Raw genomic sequence first — 19578 nt, 5'->3', positions numbered from 1 at the left:
CCCGGCAGCCTCCCCCGGCCACGCGGCCACGCGACTGAGAGGCGGGTCAACGGCATGTCCGTCTCGTTGACCCGTTGTTGATCGAGTGCCGATCCATCTCTGGCAGCCTGATGGTCATCCGCCTCGGAAGTCCCACTCCTCCGCCGAGTCGGAGGTGCGTGGACGGCCCCCAAACCGTCCACGCACCCAACCCCTCTCCGTCCACGTCGCCTCCCGCCCGCAAGTACACGCGCACCAGCCCCGTGCGCCCCGGGACGAACTGCCACGAGGCCCGTCCACGACTGCGCCACCGCCACCCACCTCCGTCCCGTCCCGTCCCGCCCCGCACTGATCCGTCGTCGACTCCCTGCCCGTACACCCGTCGCCGCTCCCAGGAGGTCGCGCGTGGCAGCACCCCCGCAGTCCCCGCCCCAGGCCGTCACCGCCCAGCCCGGCGCCACCTTCGACAGGCTGCGACGCCATCTGTCGCGCAGTGCGGCGCTGACCGCGGAATCGATGGGCAAGGGGGCCGTGGAGACCTCCGCCACCGGGGCTTCCATCACCCTCTCCGACGAGCGCACCGCCCTTGACTTCGGGTCCTACGCGGTCGCCCTCCTCGGACACCGTCACCCCGGTGTCGTCGACGCCGTGCACCGTCAGTTGGCGACGATGCCCACCTCCACCCGGACGCTTGCCAACCCGGTCACCGCAGAGGCAGCGGCCACCCTCGTCGACTACTTCGGCGGCGTTCTGCCCAAGGTCCACTTCGGCCTGAACGGCTCCGACGCCGTGGAAGCAGCCGTCAAACTCGCCCGCCTCGCAACCGGCAGGGACCGGGTACTGGCGGTGCGGGGCGGCTACCACGGCACCTCGCTCGGCGCACTGGCCCTGACGCACCACCCCGGTCTGCGGGCCGGCTTGCGCGGCTGCGCGTCACCGACCGTCCACCTCGACCCGCTGGATCCCACCGCCGTCGTGCAGGAGATCGCCCGGGGACCCGTCGCAGCCCTCGTGTTCGAACCCGTCCAGGGGGAGAACGGTGCCGTTCCCCTGCCGAAGGACGTGCTGCACCGTTGGGCCCTCGACGCCAAAGCCCACGGCGCCTTCGTCATCGCCGACGAGATCCAGAGCGGGCTGCGCCGGTGCGGTGAACGCTCGGTCGCCCTCGCCGATGGCCTTCCCGTGGACGCCGTCCTGACCGGCGGGCCCCTGGGCGGGGGAGTGATGCCCCTGTCCGCCGTGGTCTGCACGGAGGTGCTCTACCGACCGCTCGGGGCGGACCCCCTGTTGCACACCACCACCTTCGGCGGACACCCCCTCAGCTGCGCCGCGCTCCCCGCGGCGCTGGACGCCATCGAAGGGCTCGCTGACCACGGCCGCTCACTGGCCGACGGGTTGGTCAACGGACTGCGCGGACTCCATGACCTCCATCCCCGGCTGCTCAGCGGATTCAGGGGCCGCGGACTGCTCTGGAGCATCGGTTTCACCGCCCCGCAGTTGGCCGGTGAGGTGATGGTGAGGCTGGCCGATGCCGGCCTCCTGGTGTCGCCGTGCCTCAGCGACCCCCGGAGCGTACGACTCCTTCCGCCCCTCACCACCACCCACGCCGAACTCGATCAGGCACTCGGCATCCTCGACGGCGCTCTGACCGAGGTGGCTCGCTGCGGAAGGCTCTGACCGTCACCGTCCGCGGTCACCGTTCGCCCCTCGTTGTCCTCGGTTCACTGCCGCTCGGTCAGCCGCAACAGGGTCTGCTCGACCTTCTCCCCCTCGGCCAGCCCGAGCCTGCCGTACAGCGCCACGGATTCCCGTACGCAGGCGATCGCCCGGTCACGTTGCCCGAGTTCGGCGAGCGCCTCGCCGAGCGTGGCCAGCGCCCGGGCCTCGGCCCTCGTCATCGCCGTCTCCCGACTGATCTCCACGGCCTGCTCGGCGACGCCTGCCGCGGCCTGGGCATCCGCGCACAACAGATGGGTCTCGGCGATCCGGTGCAGGATGTTGGCCTCCAGATACCGCATGTCCAACTCCCGGCTCAGCTCCAGCGTCGCCGCATAGCACCGCATGGCCGCCTCGGTGTCACCGAGCTGTTTCCACGCGGTGCCGCGATGGATCAGTATCTGGGCCTCGCCCATGGGGTCACCGAGCCTTCGGTACAGCGCGAGTCCGTCGTCGCTCGCGGCGATCGCCTCGGCGGGTTCCTCCCTCATGATGTGGGTGAACGTGAGATTCCCGAGCGTGTTCGCCTCCGCCGAGAGATTGCCGGTGGAGTGCTGGCAGGCGCGCGCCTCGGTCAGCACGGCGAGGGTCCGTTCGTCGTGGCCGTCGAGGTTGGCCGCCACCAGCGCCCGTACGGTGAGCACTTCGGCGAGCACGAGGAGGTCGTCATGGTCCCGGCAGATTGCCTCGGCCCGCTCGATGTGGGCCGTGGCCTCGGCGGAGCGGCTGATCTGCCACAGCCCGCCCGCCAGCATGTAGAGCGCGCCCGCCTCCTCCCGGGCCAGGCCGGCACACCGGGCGGCCTCGGCGATCGCCTGGGCCAACTCCACGATGTCGTACCAGGCGTAGGTGCGTTCGAACAGCGGGTCCAGCCCCAGCAGCACGTCCGCGGCGGTACCCACCAGCGAGGGCGCCCGCCGTACGGTCTGTCCCAAGACGCTCAGCAGGAAGTCCCGTTCGCGGTCGAACCAGGCGTGGGCGGCCGGTGCGTCCGGGAACTCGATTCCGGGCGATGCGACGGGGGCCAACCGGTCGGCGATCCGGTGCCCCGGTCTCACCACGCGATAGGCGTTGCGGACGGTGGCCAGCAGGAAGTCCAACAGATTCGCCAGACACCGGGTGGTCTCCTCCTCGGAGTCAACCTCAGCGCTCAGACGGCGTGCGAACAGCCGCAAGAGATCGTGGTAGCGGTAGCTGCCGGATCGCGGTGATTGCACCAGACTGGCGTCGAGGAGCGCGTCGAGCACGTCTTCGGCTTCGTACGCGTCGACTCCGAGCAGCGCGGCGGCGCAGCTCAGCGAGACGGTGGCCGCATCGGGCAGCGCCAGCAGCCGAAACGCCCTCGCCAGTGAGGGATCGAGCTGGTCGTAGCCCAGTCGGAAGCACGCCTGCACATTGAGGTCCCCGGTGCGGAGTTCATCGAGGCCGCGGCGTTCGTCCCCGAGCCTGCGGAGGCACTCGGCGATGCTCGTGCCGGGGCGGGCGAGCAGCCGGCAGGCGATCACACGGACCGCGAGGGGCAGATGACCACAGCTGGCCAGCAACTCCTGGGCGGCCTCCGGCTCGGCGGCCACCCGTTCACGGCCGACCACGGCGGTGAACAACTCCATCGCCTCGGCGGGTGCGAGCGGGTCGAGATCGACCGGATGCGAGGGCACGGCGGTCATCCGGGCGCGGCTGGTGACGATCACCGCGCAGCCCGGATAGCCGGGGAGCAACTGTCTGATCTGTTCCGCGTCCGTCGCGTTGTCCAGCACCACCAGCACCCTGCGGCCGTGGAGCGTGGTGCGGTAGAGCGCAGAGCGGGCCGCCAGACCGTCGGGGACGGCCGTCTCGGGGACACCGAGCGCATGGAGGAACGAAGCCAGCACGGCAGCGGGGTCCGCAGGACTCTCCTGGACGCCGGCGAGGTCCACGAAGAGTTGGCCCGCGGGGAAGAGGGGACGCAACGCATGGGCCACGTGGACCGCGAGCGAGGTCTTGCCCGCCCCGCCGATGCCGGAGATCGCACAGATCCGAACCGCCGGCCCGGACGGTTGGGTGAGGCGGTCCGTCAGTTCGGCGACCAACTCGGTCCGGCCCGTGAAGTCGACGATGTCGGTGGGGAGCTGAGCGGGCACCGAGACGGTCGCGGGGGCGGGCGCCCCGGAGACCACGCCGAGGAGATCCGGGTCCGAGCGGAGGATCCGCTCATGGAGTTCGCCGAGGCGCGGGTCGGGGTCGATGCCCAGTTCGGCGGCGAGCGTCGTCCGGGTGTCAGCGAACACCGCGAGCGCCTCGGCCTGTCTCCCGCACTGGTAGAGCGCCCGCATCAGCAGGAGGCGCAGGCTCTCCCGCAGAGGGTGCCCCGCGATGGCCGCGGTCAGGTCGGCGACCGCGGCGCCGGCATGGCCCAGTTCCAGATCGAGCTCTATCCGCGATTCCAGGAGATCCAGATACCGCTGGGTCAGCCGCTCCCGCTGCGCCACGGCGAACGGCCCGGTCAGCCCGGTCAGCGGCACCCCCTGCCAACGACCGACCGCCCGGCGCAGCAGCCGGTGCGCCACGGCGGCTTCGCCTCCCTGCCGTGCGTCGGCCGCTGCCGCCGCCTCGCGGTCGGCCTCGATCACGTCGGAGGCACCGGGCGGCAACTGGAGCGCGTAGGTGGTACCGACCGAAACCAGCAGGCCGGGGCCTGCCGCGGCGCGGTGTTCCGGGGCCAAGACCGTACGTATGCGCGAGATGTAGGTGCGGACCGTGGTGGCGGCGGCCTTGGGTGCATGATCGCCCCACAGCCCGTCGATGAGTTCCTCGATGGCGACCGGTTGGCCCGCGGCCACCACCAGCATGGCGAGCGTCGCCCGCTGCTGGGGCCCCGCGAGCGCCAACTCCTCGCCGCCGCGCCAGCCGCGTACCGCTCCGAGAAGGGAGAACCGCACCGCGGCGGAGTCGCTCATGCCGATTCCCTCCCCCGGACCGGCGCCCCTGTCCGGGGCGTTCGCGGCCGGAGTCCCCACCGGGGGGCGCCGACCGAGATCGACAGCCGCGACCTCGTGGCCTGCTTCACCGTGCACCGGTCGTCCCCGGAACGCTCATACGACCACCACCCCATTCTCCGCGCATGCAGCACCGGATCATCTCAACGATCAACGGATCGGTGCGGTCGGTTCCACGGGGAATGGCCGGTTGGCGTACGTCGGCACCGGCTGAAGGCGCGCCCAAGTCGCGGCGGACGGACACCTCGTACCCGAGTCCCGGAACACCTCCTCGGAACTCCCCGCCTCGATGGGAAGCGCTCGCTCTCCGTGGCAGCGCCCGAACCCACCACTTCAGCCCCATCCGACGCGCGGTTCCGTGCCGCACTCCCTCGCAACGCGGTGCCAGGTCACATCTTGAGAGCGATGGGGCGACTTGACCCCGCCACGAGCCCCTCGACGTACAGACTGCGCAGCCAGGAGGCCATACTGGAGTGCCGGGGAGGGCGGCAGTGGAGCAACGGGGGCGACAGGACGCGATGGCGGAATCCAGGCTGATCCAAGGCCGGTACCGGCTTCTCGACGTCATCGGGCGCGGGGGCATGGGCGAGGTCTGGCGGGCCGTCGACGAGTCATTGGGCCGACGGGTCGCGGTCAAGTGCCTCAAGCCCATGGGCGCACAGCCCGACACAGGCATTGCACCCGTGCTGAGGGAGCGATTCCGGCGAGAGGCCCGGGTCGCCGCATCCCTCCAGCACCGCGGGGTGACCGTCGTCCACGACTTCGGAGAGTCCGACGGCGTCCTCTACCTCGTCATGGAACTGCTCGAAGGGCGCAACCTCGGCCAGTTGCTGGAGGAGAACAGACAGCGCCCGCTGCCCGTCCACGACGTCGTCGACATCGCGGAGCAGGTGGCCGACGCCCTCGCATACACCCATGAGCGGGGGATCGTCCACCGCGACCTCAAGCCCGCCAACATCATGCGGCTCACCGACGGAGAGGTGAAGATCTGCGACTTCGGCATCGCCCGCCTCGGCGAGAGCATGGGACTGACGTCGCGCCTCACCGGCACCGGCATCGCCATGGGCACCCCGCACTACATGTCACCCGAGCAGATCGGTGGCGGTCCCGTCGACCACCGCAGCGACCTCTACTCGCTGGGCTGCGTCCTCTACGAGATCGCCACGGGTGTGCCCCCCTTCGACCACGAGGACGCCTGGGCCGTTCTGGTGGGGCACCGGGACACCCCGCCCCAGCCCCTGCGCACCCATCGCGACGACATCCCCGACCCCTTGCAGCGCATCGTGCTCGATCTGCTCGCCAAGGCCCCCGACGGGCGCCCCGCGGACGCCAAGGACCTGCGCCGCCGCATCAGCACCTCGATCGATCGAACAGCGCCGTCACTGGCCCACGCGACGCACGCACCACCGCTGGACGGCCGCTTCGACCCGCACTCCGGGGCGCTACCGGCACTGCCGACCTGGACCAGGGGCATGACCGGCGGCCATCGCGCGACCGGTGGGGTGGTGCGCCCCGAGCCCGTGGACCCTTCGGCCGGACTGACGGGTGAGTGGACGACGGGGATCGACAGCCGTCGGGTCACCGCCCCACCGGTACTCACCGCACCGAGGCGTCCCACCCCGTCTCCGGAGGCGCTGGCCGTTCTCGCTAGTCGGCACAGCGCGGGTCTGAGCCTCGGCCGTCTCGGCCGCTGGGAGGAAGCGGGCGAAGTGCACCGGGCTGTCGCCGCCGAGCGCGAACACGCCCTGGGCCCCGACCACCCCGACACGCTCGCCAGCCGCTACGAAGTCGCCTTCACCCTCAGCAGGACGGGACGGGCGGCGGACGCCCTCCGTGAGTTCGAACGGGTGGCCGACGGTCGTACGCAGGTGCTCGGGGCCGACCATGCGGACACCCTGGCGGCGCGTCAGGAAACGGCGTACGTGCTCGGCCAACTCGGCCGCCACTTCGAAGCCCACGAGATCTACACGGCCGTGCTCGCCTCCCGTGAACGCACCATGGGCCCCGACCACCCCGACACCCTGCGCTGTCGTCACAACCTCGCCTTCAGCCTCAGCCGCCTCGGACGGTTGGAGGACTCGTTCACGATGGCCGGCGACGTCGCATCCGCCAGGGCCCGAGTGCTCGGGCCCGACCATCCCGACACCCTGGTCACCCGCTACGAGGTGGCGTACACCCTCGGTCAGCTGGGGCGCTGGCCCGAGGCGTTGGAGAGCTATCGGCAGGTCGCAGCGGCGCGTGCCCGGGCGCTCGGCGCGGACCATCCCGACACGCTCGCCGCCCGCTACGAGGTGGGCATCGGCCTCGGCCGCCTCGGCCACACCGACCAGGCGCTGGAGCTCTACCGGGGCTTGGTCGCGGACCGCAGCCGACTCAGCGGCCCGCACCACCCCGAAACGCTCCGCGCCCGACACGGCCTCGGGGTGAACCTGGGCCGTCTGGGCCGTTGGGAGGAGGCGCTCACTGAGGCCAGGGACGTCAGCTCCCTCCGATCCCGGGCTCTGGGCGCCGACCATCCCGACACCCTGGTGAGCCGCAGGGAGGTCGCCGTCTGTCTCGGCTGGTTGGGCCGCTGGACCGATGCACTGACCGTGTACGAGGGCGTGGCCGGGGCCCGTGAGCGCGTGCTGGGAATCGACCACCCCGAAGCGTTGGCCAGCCGCAACGACGAGGCGCACTGCCTGGAGCAATTGGGGAGGCGCACCGAGGCCGTAGAGCTCTACCGCCGTGTCGCCGCGCTGCGCGAAGGCCGCGGCGGTTAGGCGGCGGCTGCGAAGCCCCCGCCGACCGCCCCCCGCGGGGGAAGTGAGCACCCGTCCGACACACCACCGCAAAGGTGTCGCCGTCCGTTGTGGTTCGACAGCGGCCCCAGCGGTTATGTTCCGGCCATGCCCGCACACACTTCGTACGACGTCGTGATCGTCGGCGGCGGCCACAACGGTCTGGTCGCCGCCGCCTATCTGGCCCGCGCCGGGCGCTCCGTCCTCGTGCTGGAACGCGGCACGCACACCGGAGGCGCCGCGGTCTCCGCCCGCCCCTTCGCCGGAATCGACGCCCGACTGTCCCGCTACTCCTATCTGGTCTCGCTGCTGCCGGAGAAGATCGTGCGTGACCTCGGGCTGCGCTTCTCCGTACGGCGGCGGCGGGTGTCCTCGTACACCCCGAGCGGCAGCAGTGGACTCCTGGTGGGTGCGGGCCGCACCCGGGATTCCTTTGCGCAACTCACCGGCGGTGAGAGGGAATTCGCGGCGTGGCAGGAGTTCTACGGTATGACCGGTCAACTGGCCGCCCGGGTCTTCCCCACCCTGATCGAACCGTTGCCCACCCGCGCCGAACTCAAGGCGCGCATCGACGACGAAGCCGCCTGGCGGATCCTGTTCGAAGAGCCCATCGGCACCGCGATCGAAACGCACTTCCAGCACGACCTGGTGCGGGGCGTGGTGCTCACCGACGCCCTGATCGGCACCTTCGCCGATGCCAATGACCCCGACCTGCTCCAGAACCGCTGTTTCCTCTACCACGTGATCGGCGGTGGCACCGGTGAGTGGGACGTGCCCATCGGTGGCATGGGTGCGCTCACCGATGCGCTCGCCCTCGCGGCCAAGAACGCCGGGGCCACGATCGCGACCCTCCACGAGGCCACCCGCATCGACACGGACGGCGAACGGGCCGAAGTCACGTGCCGTTCCCCCCACGCCGAGGTCACGGTGGCCGCCCGTCACGTCCTGGTGAACGCCTCGCCGCAGGAGTTGGCCGTCTTGCTGGGCCGAGATACCCCGGACCCCGTGGAGGGCGCACAGTTCAAGGTGAACATGGTGTTGCGACGACTGCCGGGGTTGAGGGACCGTACGGTCGACCCCGCCGACGCCTTCGCGGGCACCTTCCACGTCTCCGAGGGATACGGACAGTTGGCAGCGGCCTACCGGCAAGCCGCCTCGGGGACCATGCCCAGCGCGCCCCCGTCCGAGATCTACTGCCACACGCTCACCGACCCCTCGATCCTCAGCTCGGATCTCGCGGCCCGCGGGTATCACACCCTGACCCTCTTCGGACTCCACACGCCGGCGCGGTTGTTCGCCGCCGATCCCGCGCGGGCCCGTGCCGAACTCCTCACGGCGACCCTCGCGGAACTCGACACCCATCTCGACGAGTCCATCCGCGACTGCCTCGCCACCGACGAGCGGGGCGAACCCTGCATCGAGGCCCGCAGCCCCCTCGACCTGGAGCGGGAACTACGCCTGCCGGGCGGGCACATCTTCCACCGCGACCTCAGCTTCCCCTACGCCACCGACACCAGCGGGCGTTGGGGAGTGGAGACCGAGCACCCCAACGTGCTGTTGTGCGGTGCGGGCGCGGTACGCGGCGGGGGAGTCAGCGGAGTGCCCGGACACAACGCGGCCATGGCGGTGCTGGGTCGGTGAGACGCCGTACGGCCCCGACCGTGGGCGGGCCCCACGCGACCCGTCGCCATCCTGGTGCCCACCCCGCCCGACCCGTGCACCCTCAGTCCAACGACGCGATCCAGCCCACGGCCTCGATCCGCGCCAGATCCGTCGAGCGTCGCTCGTCGAAGACCGTACGTCCCCTGTCCTCGACCCTGATCGCATCCACGTACACGCCCCGACCCACCAGCCGCGAATCGGTCGTGTACCGCCACCGCACCCGTACCGTGGTCTCCCGCCACGGCGCGAGATCGGCCGTCAACCGGTGCCACACCCGTTCGGACCAGCCGCCAGCGGAACCGTCCGGATGGTGCCCCGCCGGCTGACGCGCCCCCAGGCGTACGGTGTCGAAGGGCACCGGACGCCAGGTGACGCCGTCGTCGTTCGATGCCTCCAGCAGGAGCCGGTCCGCACCGGGGGCGATGTCCCACCACACGGAACTGACCAACCGTGTCGACGACTCCACGGGCAGCGCGGGCAGGGTCAGCGTGACATCGGACGCGTTCGCCAACCCTGAGAACCAGGCGGTACGGCCCCTTCGGGGACGCACGGCGACCGCCCGCGCCAACCGGTCGGCTGTGGCGACCCGCGGCGCACTGCCCGACCGCCAGGTGCGCACGGGGTGGACGGAGTTGCCCAGGACGATCAGGAACGAGTCGGTACTGGGGTCGAGCACCAGGCTGGTGCCCGTGAACCCGGTGTGCCCGGCGCTGCGCGGTGTCGCCATCGCCCCCATGTACCAGTGCTGGTACAACTCGAATCCCAGGCCGTGCGCATTCCCCGGGAACTCCGTGTTGGCGTCCGTGAACATCAGCTCGACCGATTCCGGTCGAAGGATGCGTGCAGTTCCGTAGCTGCCGCCGTTGAGGAGCGTACGGGCCAGCACCGCCAGGTCCCACGCACAGGAGAACACTCCCGCGTGCCCCGCGACACCGCCGAACGCAAAGGCGTTCTCGTCGTGCACCTCGCCCCAGACCAGCCCCCGGTCCAGGCCGGACCACGGCGGTCGGGAGTCCTCGGTGGCGGCGATCTTCGGCTTCCAGGACGGCGGGGGATTGAACCGCGTGCGCTGCATCCCCAGCGGAGCGGTGATGTCCTCACGGAGGAGGACGTCCAACGAACGGCCGGTGATGCGCTCCAACACCAACTGCAGGGCGATCAGATTCAGATCGGAGTAGAGGTAGGTGACGCCCGGCGGACTCACCGGGGCCTCCTGCCACAGCAGCCGCAACATGCCCTCCCGAGTCGGCTCGCGGTGGAAGGGGATCCAAGGCCGAAGCCCCGAGGTGTGCGTCAGCACCTGGAGCACGGTGATCTCCTGCTTGCCCGCCGCCGCGAACTCCGGCACATGGGATGCGACGGTGTCGTCGAGCTTCAGCTCCCCCCTCTCGATCCGCTGCACCGCCAGCAGAGAGGTGAACAGCTTGGAGACCGAAGCCAGATCGAAGACGGTGTCCTCGGCCATGGGGATCTGCCGTTCGGCGGGCAGTTCGATGCCCGTGTCGGACTTCTCGTCATAACCGGAGTAGCGCACGGCCATTCCGATGGGTCGGTGCAGTGCGACCGTGCCGCCGCGGCCCGCGAGGAGCACCGCTCCCGCATACCAGGGCTTTCGAGGAGAGGGTCGGAGGAACGCCTCGGCTTCGGTGACCAACTGCTCCAGATGCGCGCCGATCAGACCGGCCCGCCCAGGGGTACCGCGACGCAGAGTGGGACCCTGCCCCGGGAGGGCGCCGGGCCCGTCGAGGGGCTCACCCTCCGCTCCCGCACCGCCGACCGTCGCCGCGTCCGCGAAGGAAGCCGGTGACAGGGCGAACGCTCCGCCGAGAGCCAGCGCCCCGCTCCCGAGCCATCGTCTGCTGATCCCCGCGCCTGTCGTGTCCTCGGTCACCCGGAACCCCTCTCCTCTGTGAATCCGCCGAGAATTCGCGGGTCCTCGAATAGCAGTGAAGCTTTCTTGCGGAAGTCGTGCGCTGTCAACACTCCGACCGGTCCGACACCGGCCGTGAGATCGCGGCTCCCGTCGGGTACCGAAGGGCGCAGGCCCCGGGCCGCGACCCGATCTCGCCCGTGGGATCGGGTGCCCCGAGCCGTCCGCGGAAACACGTCCGCACGCCTTTATCGCTCCCGTGGCGGTGGGCGCAACACCGCGTCCCGTTACGGACCGTGCGTATAGCCTGGCGACACAGAGCGGTGCCGCCGATGAGCTGACGGCGGGTAGGGCGGACTCCAGGGGGCGGGGATCGATGGGCAGGGCGACACCAGTCTGCTTCGGGGACAGATTCTTCTGGGCCTACGACGTCGGGCTGGGCGTCCTCTTCGCCGAGGCGATCCACTTCGCCGAAGAGTCCGCCCCGGATCGCCGTCCGCTGTGGTGGAGCGAGTTGGTGCACCAGATGCGGGTGCACGCGGTGGTGGGGGCGAGCATGGCCGTACTGCTGGACGAGTTCAGTGCCGAGGAGCAACGGGCACTCCTGGGCTGGGTGTCGCGAGCGGGCACGCGACTCGCCGAGCGTGGCGGTGTTGACCTCGCCGAGGTCGCCGGGTGGAACGTCCTCGACGGCCAGACCATCGATCTGCGCGGTGCCCGACATGTGGCCGCCGGGCCGCTGGTGGAGTTGGGGCGGGCCATGTCCGATCTGGTGGACGACGTCCTGGACCCACCGCCGCAAGGGCGCCACTGGTACTTCGGCACACCGGCCGGTCGGGTCCTCCACGGGGGGTGAGCGACCCCGTGCGCCCGGTCCCGACCGCGCCCCTGCGACTGATCCGATGCAGGTGGAAACAGTCCTGCATCGACACCGAACGTACATTCGGGCATTTATCCATTATTGCCGTGGTATTGCGGCAGTGTGGCGAAACGGGCGCCACCCTTCCCGCTTTCACTCCGGGTCGTTACGTTGCAGTGGACGATCTCCCGGGGCACCTCGGCCCCGGCAGCGGGAAGGGCACGCGGTTGAACGACGGCACCTCACGACGACGGCGATCCGCGCGCCGGCCCTCCGCACGCGACGGCCCCCTGTCCGCCGGGTTATCCCCGTGCCCGTAGGGGCTTTCACTTCTGCGTCTGACCGGGCGGCCGAGCGGTGGGCTGCGTCCGTCGGCTCGGCCGACGCTTCGAGTCCCGTTTCCAAGCGCCGCCCCGGACGTCCCAGGACCACCCCGCGTCCTTCCGACGCACGGCCCCGCTGTCACCTCCGGTCCACCACGCCCGTTCACCACATCCGGTCCATCACATCCCGTCCATCACATCCGAAGGAAGAACCATGAGCCAGCCCATCGACTCGGTGGCCGCCGGTCACACCCCCGACGACACCGCCTCCGTACCCGGCCCGGGCTGGTCGTTCGAGACCAAGCAGGTCCACGCCGGCACCTCGCCCGACCCCACCACCGGCGCGCGGGCCGTACCGATCTACCAGACGACGTCCTTCGTCTTCCGTGACACCCAGCACGCGGCCGACCTCTTCTCGCTCGCGGAGCCCGGGAACATCTACACCCGGATCCACAACCCCACGCAGGACGCACTGGAGCAGCGGATCGCAGCTCTGGAGGGCGGCGTCGCCGCCGTCGCGCTCGCCTCCGGACAGGCCGCCGAAACCCTGGCCATCCTGACCCTGGCAAGTGCCGGTGACCACATCGTCTCCAGTACCTCCCTCTACGGCGGCACCTACAACCTCTTCCGCCACACCCTGCCCCGCTTCGGCATCGAGGTCTCCTTCGTCGACGACCCGGATGACCTCGACGCCTGGCGCGCCGCCATCCGCCCCAACACCAAGGCGCTCTTCGCCGAAACCCTCGGCAACCCGCGGGGCAACGTCCTCGACGTCCAGGGAGTGGCGGACACCGCCCACGCCGCAGGCGTCCCGCTGATCGTCGACAACACCGTCCCCACGCCCTATCTGCTGCGCCCCATCGAGCACGGCGCCGACATCGTCGTCCACTCGGCGACCAAGTTCCTCGGCGGACACGGCACCACCCTCGGCGGTGTCGTCGTGGACGGCGGCACCTTCGACTTCGGGGCACACGCCGAGCGCTTCCCCGACTTCAACGAGCCCGACCCCAGCTACCACGGCCTGCGCTACTGGCCTGCGCTTGGACCCAGTGCCTTCGCGATCAAGCTCCGCGTCCAACTGCTGCGGGACATCGGCCCCGCCATCGCACCGCACTCCGCGTTCCTCCTGCTCCAGGGCATCGAAACGCTCAGCCTGCGCATCGAGCGACACTCCGCCAACGCCCAGGCGCTCGCCGAATGGCTGTCCCAGCGCGACGAGGTGGCCGCCGTGCACTACCCCGGCCTGCCCGGCAACCGTTGGCACGACGCGGCCCAGCGCTACCTTCCGCGGGGTGCCGGTGCCGTCCTCTCCTTCGAACTGCGTGACGGCGTCGAGGCCGGCAAGCGTTTCGTCGATGCCGTGGAGCTCTTCAGCCACCTCGCCAACATCGGCGACGTGCGCAGCCTGATCATCCACCCGGCGTCCACCACGCACAGTCAGCTCGCGCCCGAACAACTCGCCGCGACCGGAACCTCGCCGGGGCTGGTCCGACTCTCCGTGGGCATCGAGAACCTCGCCGACCTCAAGGCGGATCTGGAAGCAGGGTTCCGCGCGGCGAAGGGCGCGTCCTGAACCCTCAGGCCCACACGGTGTCCCGGGAAGCCCTCCTGCCCCCCGCCACCGGGGCGTGGCAGGAGGGCGACCCGCCCGGCCGGCGCCAGTGGGCCCGATTGCGTTCGGCGCTTCCCCTGGAGAGCGGCGGGGAACTCCCCGGGGTCCGGATGGCGTACGAGACATGGGGGCGGTTGGCGCCCGACGCGTCCAACGCCGTCCTCGTCCTCCATGCGCTGACCGGCGACAGTCACGTCAGCGGCCCGGCCGGTCCCGGCCATGTCACCGCCGGCTGGTGGGACGGGCTGATCGGGCCGGGCCGTGCCCTCGACACCGACCACTGGTTCGTGGTCGCCCCGAACGTGCTCGGGGGCTGCCAGGGCAGTACCGGCCCGTCCTCGCCCCACCCCGAAGGCGGTCGTTGGGGCGGCGCCTTCCCCTTTGTGACCACCCGTGACCAGACTGAGGCCGAGGTGCGCCTCGCCGATCTGCTGGGAATCGACCGCTGGGCCCTCGTGGTCGGCGGCTCGATGGGCGGAATGCGGGCGTTGGAGTGGGCGGTGTCCTGGCCGGAGCGGGTGGACTCGCTCCTCGTGCTCGCCTCCACGGCGGCGGCGAGTGCGGAGCAGATAGCCTGGGCCAGCGTCCAGGTGGGGGCGATCCGTACGGACGCCAACTGGCGTGGCGGCGACTACCACGACGCAGGACCCGGCCGCGGGCCCCACCAGGGCCTGGGACTCGCCCGGCGACTGGCCCATGTGACCTACCGCAGCGAGAGCGAACTCGACCTCAGGTTCGGTCGCTCGGCGCAGGGAGCGGAAGACCCCTGGCGCGGCGGTCGCTATCAGGTGGAGTCCTATCTCGACCACCACGCGGGCAAACTGGTCCACCGCTTCGACGCCGGCAGCTACGTCGTCCTCACCGAGGCGATGAACAGCCATGACCTCGGCCGAGGCCGGGGCGGAACGGCCGCCGCCCTGAGCCGGGTCAGCGCCCGCACCCTGATTGCCGGAGTCGATTCCGACCGGCTCTATCCCCTTGCACAACAGGGCCACCTGGCCGCGCACATCCCCGGGGCCGACCGGGTGCGCACCATAGCCTCCGCCTCCGGCCACGACGGATTCCTCATGGAGGTCGAGCAGGTCGCCGCCTTGGTCGGGGAACTGCTCGACGCCGGGTGACGCCCAGCGCCACCGACCCACACGACGCCCTAGGAAGTGGTAAGGACGGCCCGGGCCCGCGCGTTCTTCCGCGTGCGGGTCAGGGGCTGAAGGAGAGGAAGATAAAGGCGGCGAACAGCACCAGGTGCACTCCGCCCTGGAGCAGGGTCGCCCGCCCCGGCACCACAGTCAGGGCGCTGACCACCGCGGTGAGCACCAGCAGCACCATGTGGGTGGCGTCCTCACCCAGCACCAGTGGACCTTCGAGCCAGATCGTGGCCAGCGCAATGGCGGGAATCGTCAGACCGATGCTGGCGATGGCCGATCCGTAGGCGAGGTTCAGGCTGGTCTGCATCCGGCCCAGCCGGGCCGCTCGTACCGCCGCGAGGGTTTCCGGGGCGAGCACCAACAAAGCGATCACGACACCGACCACCGCCGTGGGCAACCCCGCCGACTCCACACCGTCCTCGATGGCCGGTGAGACCAGCTTCGCATTGCCGACAACGGCCACCAGCGCCAGCAACAACAGCGCGACACTCGACCAGGTCGCACGGTCGCTCGGTAGGGGAGCGTGGTCATCGGGATCGGCGGACTGGTCCTGGGACCGCACCGGGAGGAAGTAGTCCCGGTGCCGGACGGTCTGGACTCCGACGAACAGTGCGTACAGACACAGGGACGCACCGGCGGCGAACGCCAACTGGCTGCCGGTGAACTCGGGGCCAGGCTGGCCCGTCGTGAACGTCGGCAGCACCAGGGTCATGGTGGCGAGCGTGCAGACGGTCGCCAGGGCACCGCCCGAACCCTCCGCATTGAAGACGGCCACACGATTGCGCAGGGCACCGACCAGCACGGAGAAGCCCACGATCCCATTGCACGTGATCATGACGGCGGCGAAGACGGTGTCCCTGGCATAGGTGGATGCCTTGTCCCCGCCACCGGCCATCAGCGTCACGATCAGGCCCACTTCGATGACGGTCACCGCGACGGCGAGCACGAGTGATCCGAACGGCTCACCGACGCGATGGGCCACCACCTCGGCATGGTGCACCGCGGCCAGCACGGCACCGATCAGACACACCCCGATGATCACGACGGCGGCACCGGACAGCTCTCGACCCCAGCCCAACACGAGGGCGATCACCGCAATGGGCGGCACCCACGTGGTCCACTGGGATCTCAGCCGTGGTGCGCCAGTCTTCATGCAGCCAACGCTGCCAGCAGCAGGGGCCGGGCGCGCGGGGTGCTGCGCCAACGGGGTGCGACACGCCACCGACCCACCCGGCCATCTGGAACGTCGGACATGACGTGGCGTTCGCGCACCCGCACCACCCCGTCTCCGCGCCTCGGGCTCTCTCGTCTGAGAACAGCCGACGTGCCGCGTCGGCCGCTTCGGGGGAACGGTCGCCGGGCTGCCCGTGCGCCAGGGCGGCTGCGCCGAGGTGATGCTGTCGACCCGTTGTCCCTGGCCGCCGAGCACGGTGGGTGCATGACCCGGCGGGCGTCGATGATGGACACCGGACGGACCTAGGTAGCGTTCCGGCAGACCGGATCGGTGATCTGACGTTGTATCAGTCATGCGTTGTATCCGACTGCCCAGCCGCGCATCAACTCCTTCGATGCCTTGCCGGGTCCCCGCGGTGCCGGCGCGGCGAGGAGTCCTTCGACCGTGCCGCTGTCGTGCACTCCTCGGAGGTGCAGATCGCTGGAACGCCTGCGCTGAGTGTCCGGAACCCATTGTCCGCGGGCCTCAGGGACCGAGCCGCCGATGCGTTCGCTCGGTTGACGACGCTCCCTTCGATGCACCCGTCGAATCCCCGTTCCCCTCGCTTTCCATGACTCTGGCCCATGGAGTCTCAACCTCAAGTCTAGGGTGAGAGTTATGGTGATGGTTCTCCGCTCGTGTACGCGATGGGACGCATCCCCGCTGCTTGCCCTGGACGCACATCAGGCGCCTTCGTTGCGCTGCCCGTGTCACTGTCGAACGCCAGATCCACTCCCTGTCAGCGCGACCGCAACACTCCCCGGGCGGCGGTTCGTCGGTCCGCTCACCAGCGTGTCGGGACGACTCCGCTGGTAGCCGCGCCGACGACGCAACTGCGGGGCATTCGGCCCGGTGCCGGGCGCGTCGGTGGCCTGTGCGGGAGGGCAACGGGTGGCTACTCTGACTCGGAACCCATGCGGGAGGAGCACGGACGTGGCGGAGAGCACCACAACCACGCAGATGTTTTCGAGTTGGGAGAAGCCCGAGCTCGACCTCAGCAGAGCCGATTGGCGGTCCGGTACCCAGGGGGCGGGGGACGTGCAGATCGCCTTCGTCGAAGGCTTCATCGCCATGCGCAACGGCGGCCGTCCCGAGAGCCCGTCGCTGATCTTCACCCCGGCGGAGTGGCGAGCGTTCGTGTTGAACGCTCGGGAGGGGGAGTTCGACCTCACCTGACCCGCTGCGTCACCCTTCGACCCTCGGGCGCGTTGTCGCTTCGCACGTGGACCGTTGGGCGGAGCGACTGTTCGCCCTGTCGGTGGGACGCGGCCAACAGTCCGCGCCGCCACCAACCAGTGTGATAGGCACGGGCACATGGCGGATCTGATCACCACACGACTGGTTCTCCATCCGTTGGGCATCGAAGAGGCCCGGCGGTTGGTGGCGGGGACACCGCAGGTCGACGACCGTTGGGAGGAGGGGTATCCCACCGACGGCGATGTGACCGGAGCCCGGAAGTTCCTCGACATCTGTGCCAGGGTGGGCGATCCACAACCCTTCGGCCCGTATGAGGTCCGTCGCGGGGACAACGGTCGGGCGATCGGCGGGCTGGGCTTCCACGGACGCCCGAACGCCATCGGTACGGTGACGATCGGCTACGGTCTGATCCCCTCGGCACAAGGCAAGGGATATGCCTCGGAGGCGCTGCGCGGCCTGGTGGCTGCCGCGCGCGACTGGGGTGTGACGGGTGTCGAAGGCGATGCCGATCTGGACAACATCGCATCCCGACGCGTGATGGAAGCCGTCGGGATGCGATGCGTCGCAGAGGACGGACGATGTGCGTACTACCGGATCGACTGGACCGACGGTGCCGGGTGAGGCTCGGGGTGGGCCGTGACCCGCCGAGGCGTTGGCCGCCGGGGGAGGGCCACGGCCCGGTCGTACCCCGGTGAGCGGCCCGCCCGGGTGACGACCTGTACGGGACCGTCAGGCGTCGACGGGAAAGCCGTAGCTGATCACGGTGCTCGGGCTCTTGAGCGCTGACACGTCGTCGAGCGGATCGCGGTCGATGAGCACGGCGTCCCCGCGGAAGCCGCGCGCCAGTCGCCCGGCGCTCCGCGACAGGCCCACGAGCCGTGCCGCACCCGTGGTGGCCGTGCGGATCGCGTCCAGCGCGGGCAGTCCTGCCTCGCGCAGCAATTCGACCTCCCGGCCGATCGGGTCGACCGCACCCGCGGAGGAGTCGGTGCCGGCCGCGATGGGGACCCCCAGCTCATGGGCGCGCAGCGCTGCGCGCTGTGCGATGGGGAGGAAGCGTCTGCCGCGCTCGGCGAGTATCGGGTCGGGATCGGCGGCGAGGCTGGCCATGGCGGCGAGGGTGGGCGTGAAGTACGTACCCCTCTTCCGCATTTCCCGCATGGTGCGCTCGCCTAGGTACACCCCGTGCTCGATGCTGCTGACCCCTGCCATCACCGCGTCGTGGATGCCCTTCTCGCTGTAGCTGTGGCACAGGACGGTCGCACCGCCGCGCCGGGCCGCCGCCACGGTGGTGGAGAGCTGGTCACGGTCGTACACCTGGGTCAGCGGGTCCTCTGTGGGCGATCCGGCCCGCTCGTTGACCCGTGTCTTGATCACGTCGACGCCTCGGGACAGGTTCACCTCCACCACCCGACGCAGCGCCTCGGCCGTGCGCACGCCGTCCTTGAGACGGCTGAGCGGTGCGAGGTCCGGGTCGGCCAGGATCGTGTCCCCGAGCTTGGGCGTGACGAAGACACCGGCCGCCCGTATCCGCGGCACTCGACCCGGCGCCCAGCGCGCCAGCTCCCTCAGGGCGATGTCCTGGTAGAAGCTGGTGCTTCCACTGCGGATGCTCGTCGCTCCGAGCTTGATGGCCCGGTGGGCATCGGTCTGCGTGCTCAAGTGGATGTGGGCGTCGACGAGTCCGGGCAGGATCCAGCGGCCGTTCGCCTTGATGACCCGAGCGACCTTACGGACGGCCGCCACGTCGTTCCTCGTTGCCTTGCGGGTGCCTGCCGCACGGACGGAACCGTCTTCGATGACCACGACGGCGTCCTCGGTGACCCTGCCCGTCAGCGGGTCCAGCAGCGTACCGCCGTCGATGATCAAGGTGCCGCCGCGCGGTGGACGGGACGGCGTGGTCCGAGCGCGGTCCGCTGCCGAGGCGGTCCCCGTGGCCGTTCCCGTCAGTGCCGCCCCTCCTGCGAGCACGGCCGCACCGGCGAGTACGCCGCGCCGGGTGACCCGGGACGGCGGGGGAGGGGTGGTGGGGTCAATGCACATGGACATAGCTCCTTGAGGGTGTGGCTACGGCTCCGCGCTCGCTCTCCTGCTGCGCGATCAGTGCTCGGTGGCCAGGACCCTAGCCGCATGTATACGTGCAGACAACAGTTACTGCATGGACATGTGCATGGAGTCCTCGTCGGCTCAAGTGGCGACGAACCCAGACGTTCCTCGTCGTCCGTCCGCGTGGACCGCAGCCGG

Annotated in this window: 12 protein-coding genes; 8 read left to right on the top strand and 4 right to left on the bottom strand. The window is 70.4% G+C overall.

Annotated features, from left to right (window positions below; all coding sequences use genetic code 11):
* The first annotated feature begins 384 nt into the window (after positions 1–384).
* Positions 385–1656, top strand: coding sequence for an aspartate aminotransferase family protein (locus ABZ348_RS23695; RefSeq protein ID WP_358936138.1), 1272 nt, complete (start codon positions 385–387; stop codon positions 1654–1656).
* A gap of 44 nt (positions 1657–1700) precedes the next feature.
* Here the strand turns inward: ABZ348_RS23695 and ABZ348_RS23690 are convergent, their stop codons facing one another.
* Entirely contained in the window at positions 1701–4631 is a 2931-nt protein-coding gene (locus tag ABZ348_RS23690; RefSeq protein WP_358936136.1) for a BTAD domain-containing putative transcriptional regulator, read from the bottom strand.
* 557 nt (positions 4632–5188) lie between these two features.
* On the opposite strand from ABZ348_RS23690, the gene ABZ348_RS23685 reads away from it, so the two are divergent.
* Both ABZ348_RS23685 and ABZ348_RS23680 read left to right on the top strand, forming a co-directional pair.
* Positions 5189–7432, top strand: coding sequence for a serine/threonine-protein kinase (locus tag ABZ348_RS23685; protein WP_358936134.1), 2244 nt, complete (start codon positions 5189–5191; stop codon positions 7430–7432).
* 126 nt (positions 7433–7558) lie between these two features.
* A complete protein-coding gene (locus ABZ348_RS23680; protein WP_358936132.1) occupies positions 7559–9091 on the top strand; it encodes an NAD(P)/FAD-dependent oxidoreductase in 1533 nt (510 codons plus the stop codon).
* Between the two features lie 82 nt (positions 9092–9173).
* Here the strand turns inward: ABZ348_RS23680 and ABZ348_RS23675 are convergent, their stop codons facing one another.
* Positions 9174–11003 carry a serine hydrolase gene (locus tag ABZ348_RS23675; RefSeq protein WP_358936130.1) on the bottom strand — a complete coding sequence of 610 codons (1830 nt, stop codon included), beginning with the start codon at positions 11001–11003 and terminating at the stop codon, positions 9174–9176.
* A 355-nt stretch (positions 11004–11358) separates the two neighbouring features.
* On the opposite strand from ABZ348_RS23675, the gene ABZ348_RS23670 reads away from it, so the two are divergent.
* The 3 genes from ABZ348_RS23670 (at position 11359) to ABZ348_RS23660 (ending at position 14897) form a co-directional block, all read left to right on the top strand.
* Positions 11359–11838: a hypothetical protein gene (locus tag ABZ348_RS23670; RefSeq protein ID WP_358936128.1), complete on the top strand. Its 480-nt coding sequence runs from the start codon at positions 11359–11361 to the stop codon at positions 11836–11838.
* Between the two features lie 540 nt (positions 11839–12378).
* Positions 12379–13737, top strand: coding sequence for a bifunctional o-acetylhomoserine/o-acetylserine sulfhydrylase (locus ABZ348_RS23665; RefSeq protein ID WP_358936126.1), 1359 nt, complete (start codon positions 12379–12381; stop codon positions 13735–13737).
* A 17-nt stretch (positions 13738–13754) separates the two neighbouring features.
* A complete protein-coding gene (locus ABZ348_RS23660; RefSeq protein ID WP_358936124.1) occupies positions 13755–14897 on the top strand; it encodes a homoserine O-acetyltransferase in 1143 nt (380 codons plus the stop codon).
* 79 nt (positions 14898–14976) lie between these two features.
* Here the strand turns inward: ABZ348_RS23660 and ABZ348_RS23655 are convergent, their stop codons facing one another.
* The gene (locus tag ABZ348_RS23655) at positions 14977–16077 is read right to left on the bottom strand and encodes a calcium:proton antiporter (RefSeq protein WP_358936122.1); all 1101 of its coding nucleotides are present in this window, start codon (positions 16075–16077) and stop codon (positions 14977–14979) included.
* Positions 16078–17070: 993 nt separating this feature from the next.
* Between ABZ348_RS23655 and ABZ348_RS23650 the strand changes: the two genes are divergently transcribed.
* Positions 17071–17313, top strand: coding sequence for a DUF397 domain-containing protein (locus ABZ348_RS23650; protein WP_358936120.1), 243 nt, complete (start codon positions 17071–17073; stop codon positions 17311–17313).
* 138 nt (positions 17314–17451) lie between these two features.
* Positions 17452–17955 carry a GNAT family N-acetyltransferase gene (locus tag ABZ348_RS23645; protein ID WP_358936118.1) on the top strand — a complete coding sequence of 168 codons (504 nt, stop codon included), beginning with the start codon at positions 17452–17454 and terminating at the stop codon, positions 17953–17955.
* A gap of 108 nt (positions 17956–18063) precedes the next feature.
* Here ABZ348_RS23645 and ABZ348_RS23640 read toward each other — a convergent pair whose 3' ends face one another.
* A complete protein-coding gene (locus ABZ348_RS23640) occupies positions 18064–19377 on the bottom strand; it encodes an amidohydrolase family protein (RefSeq protein WP_358936116.1) in 1314 nt (437 codons plus the stop codon).
* Positions 19378–19578: the final 201 nt, after the last annotated feature.

The sequence above is a fragment of the Streptomyces sp. NPDC005963 genome (genome assembly GCF_040638655.1).
In the GTDB taxonomy this organism is placed as follows: domain Bacteria; phylum Actinomycetota; class Actinomycetes; order Streptomycetales; family Streptomycetaceae; genus Streptomyces.
Note: the sequence above shows the minus strand (reverse complement) of the source record. Positions and strands in the feature narration are given on the sequence as shown.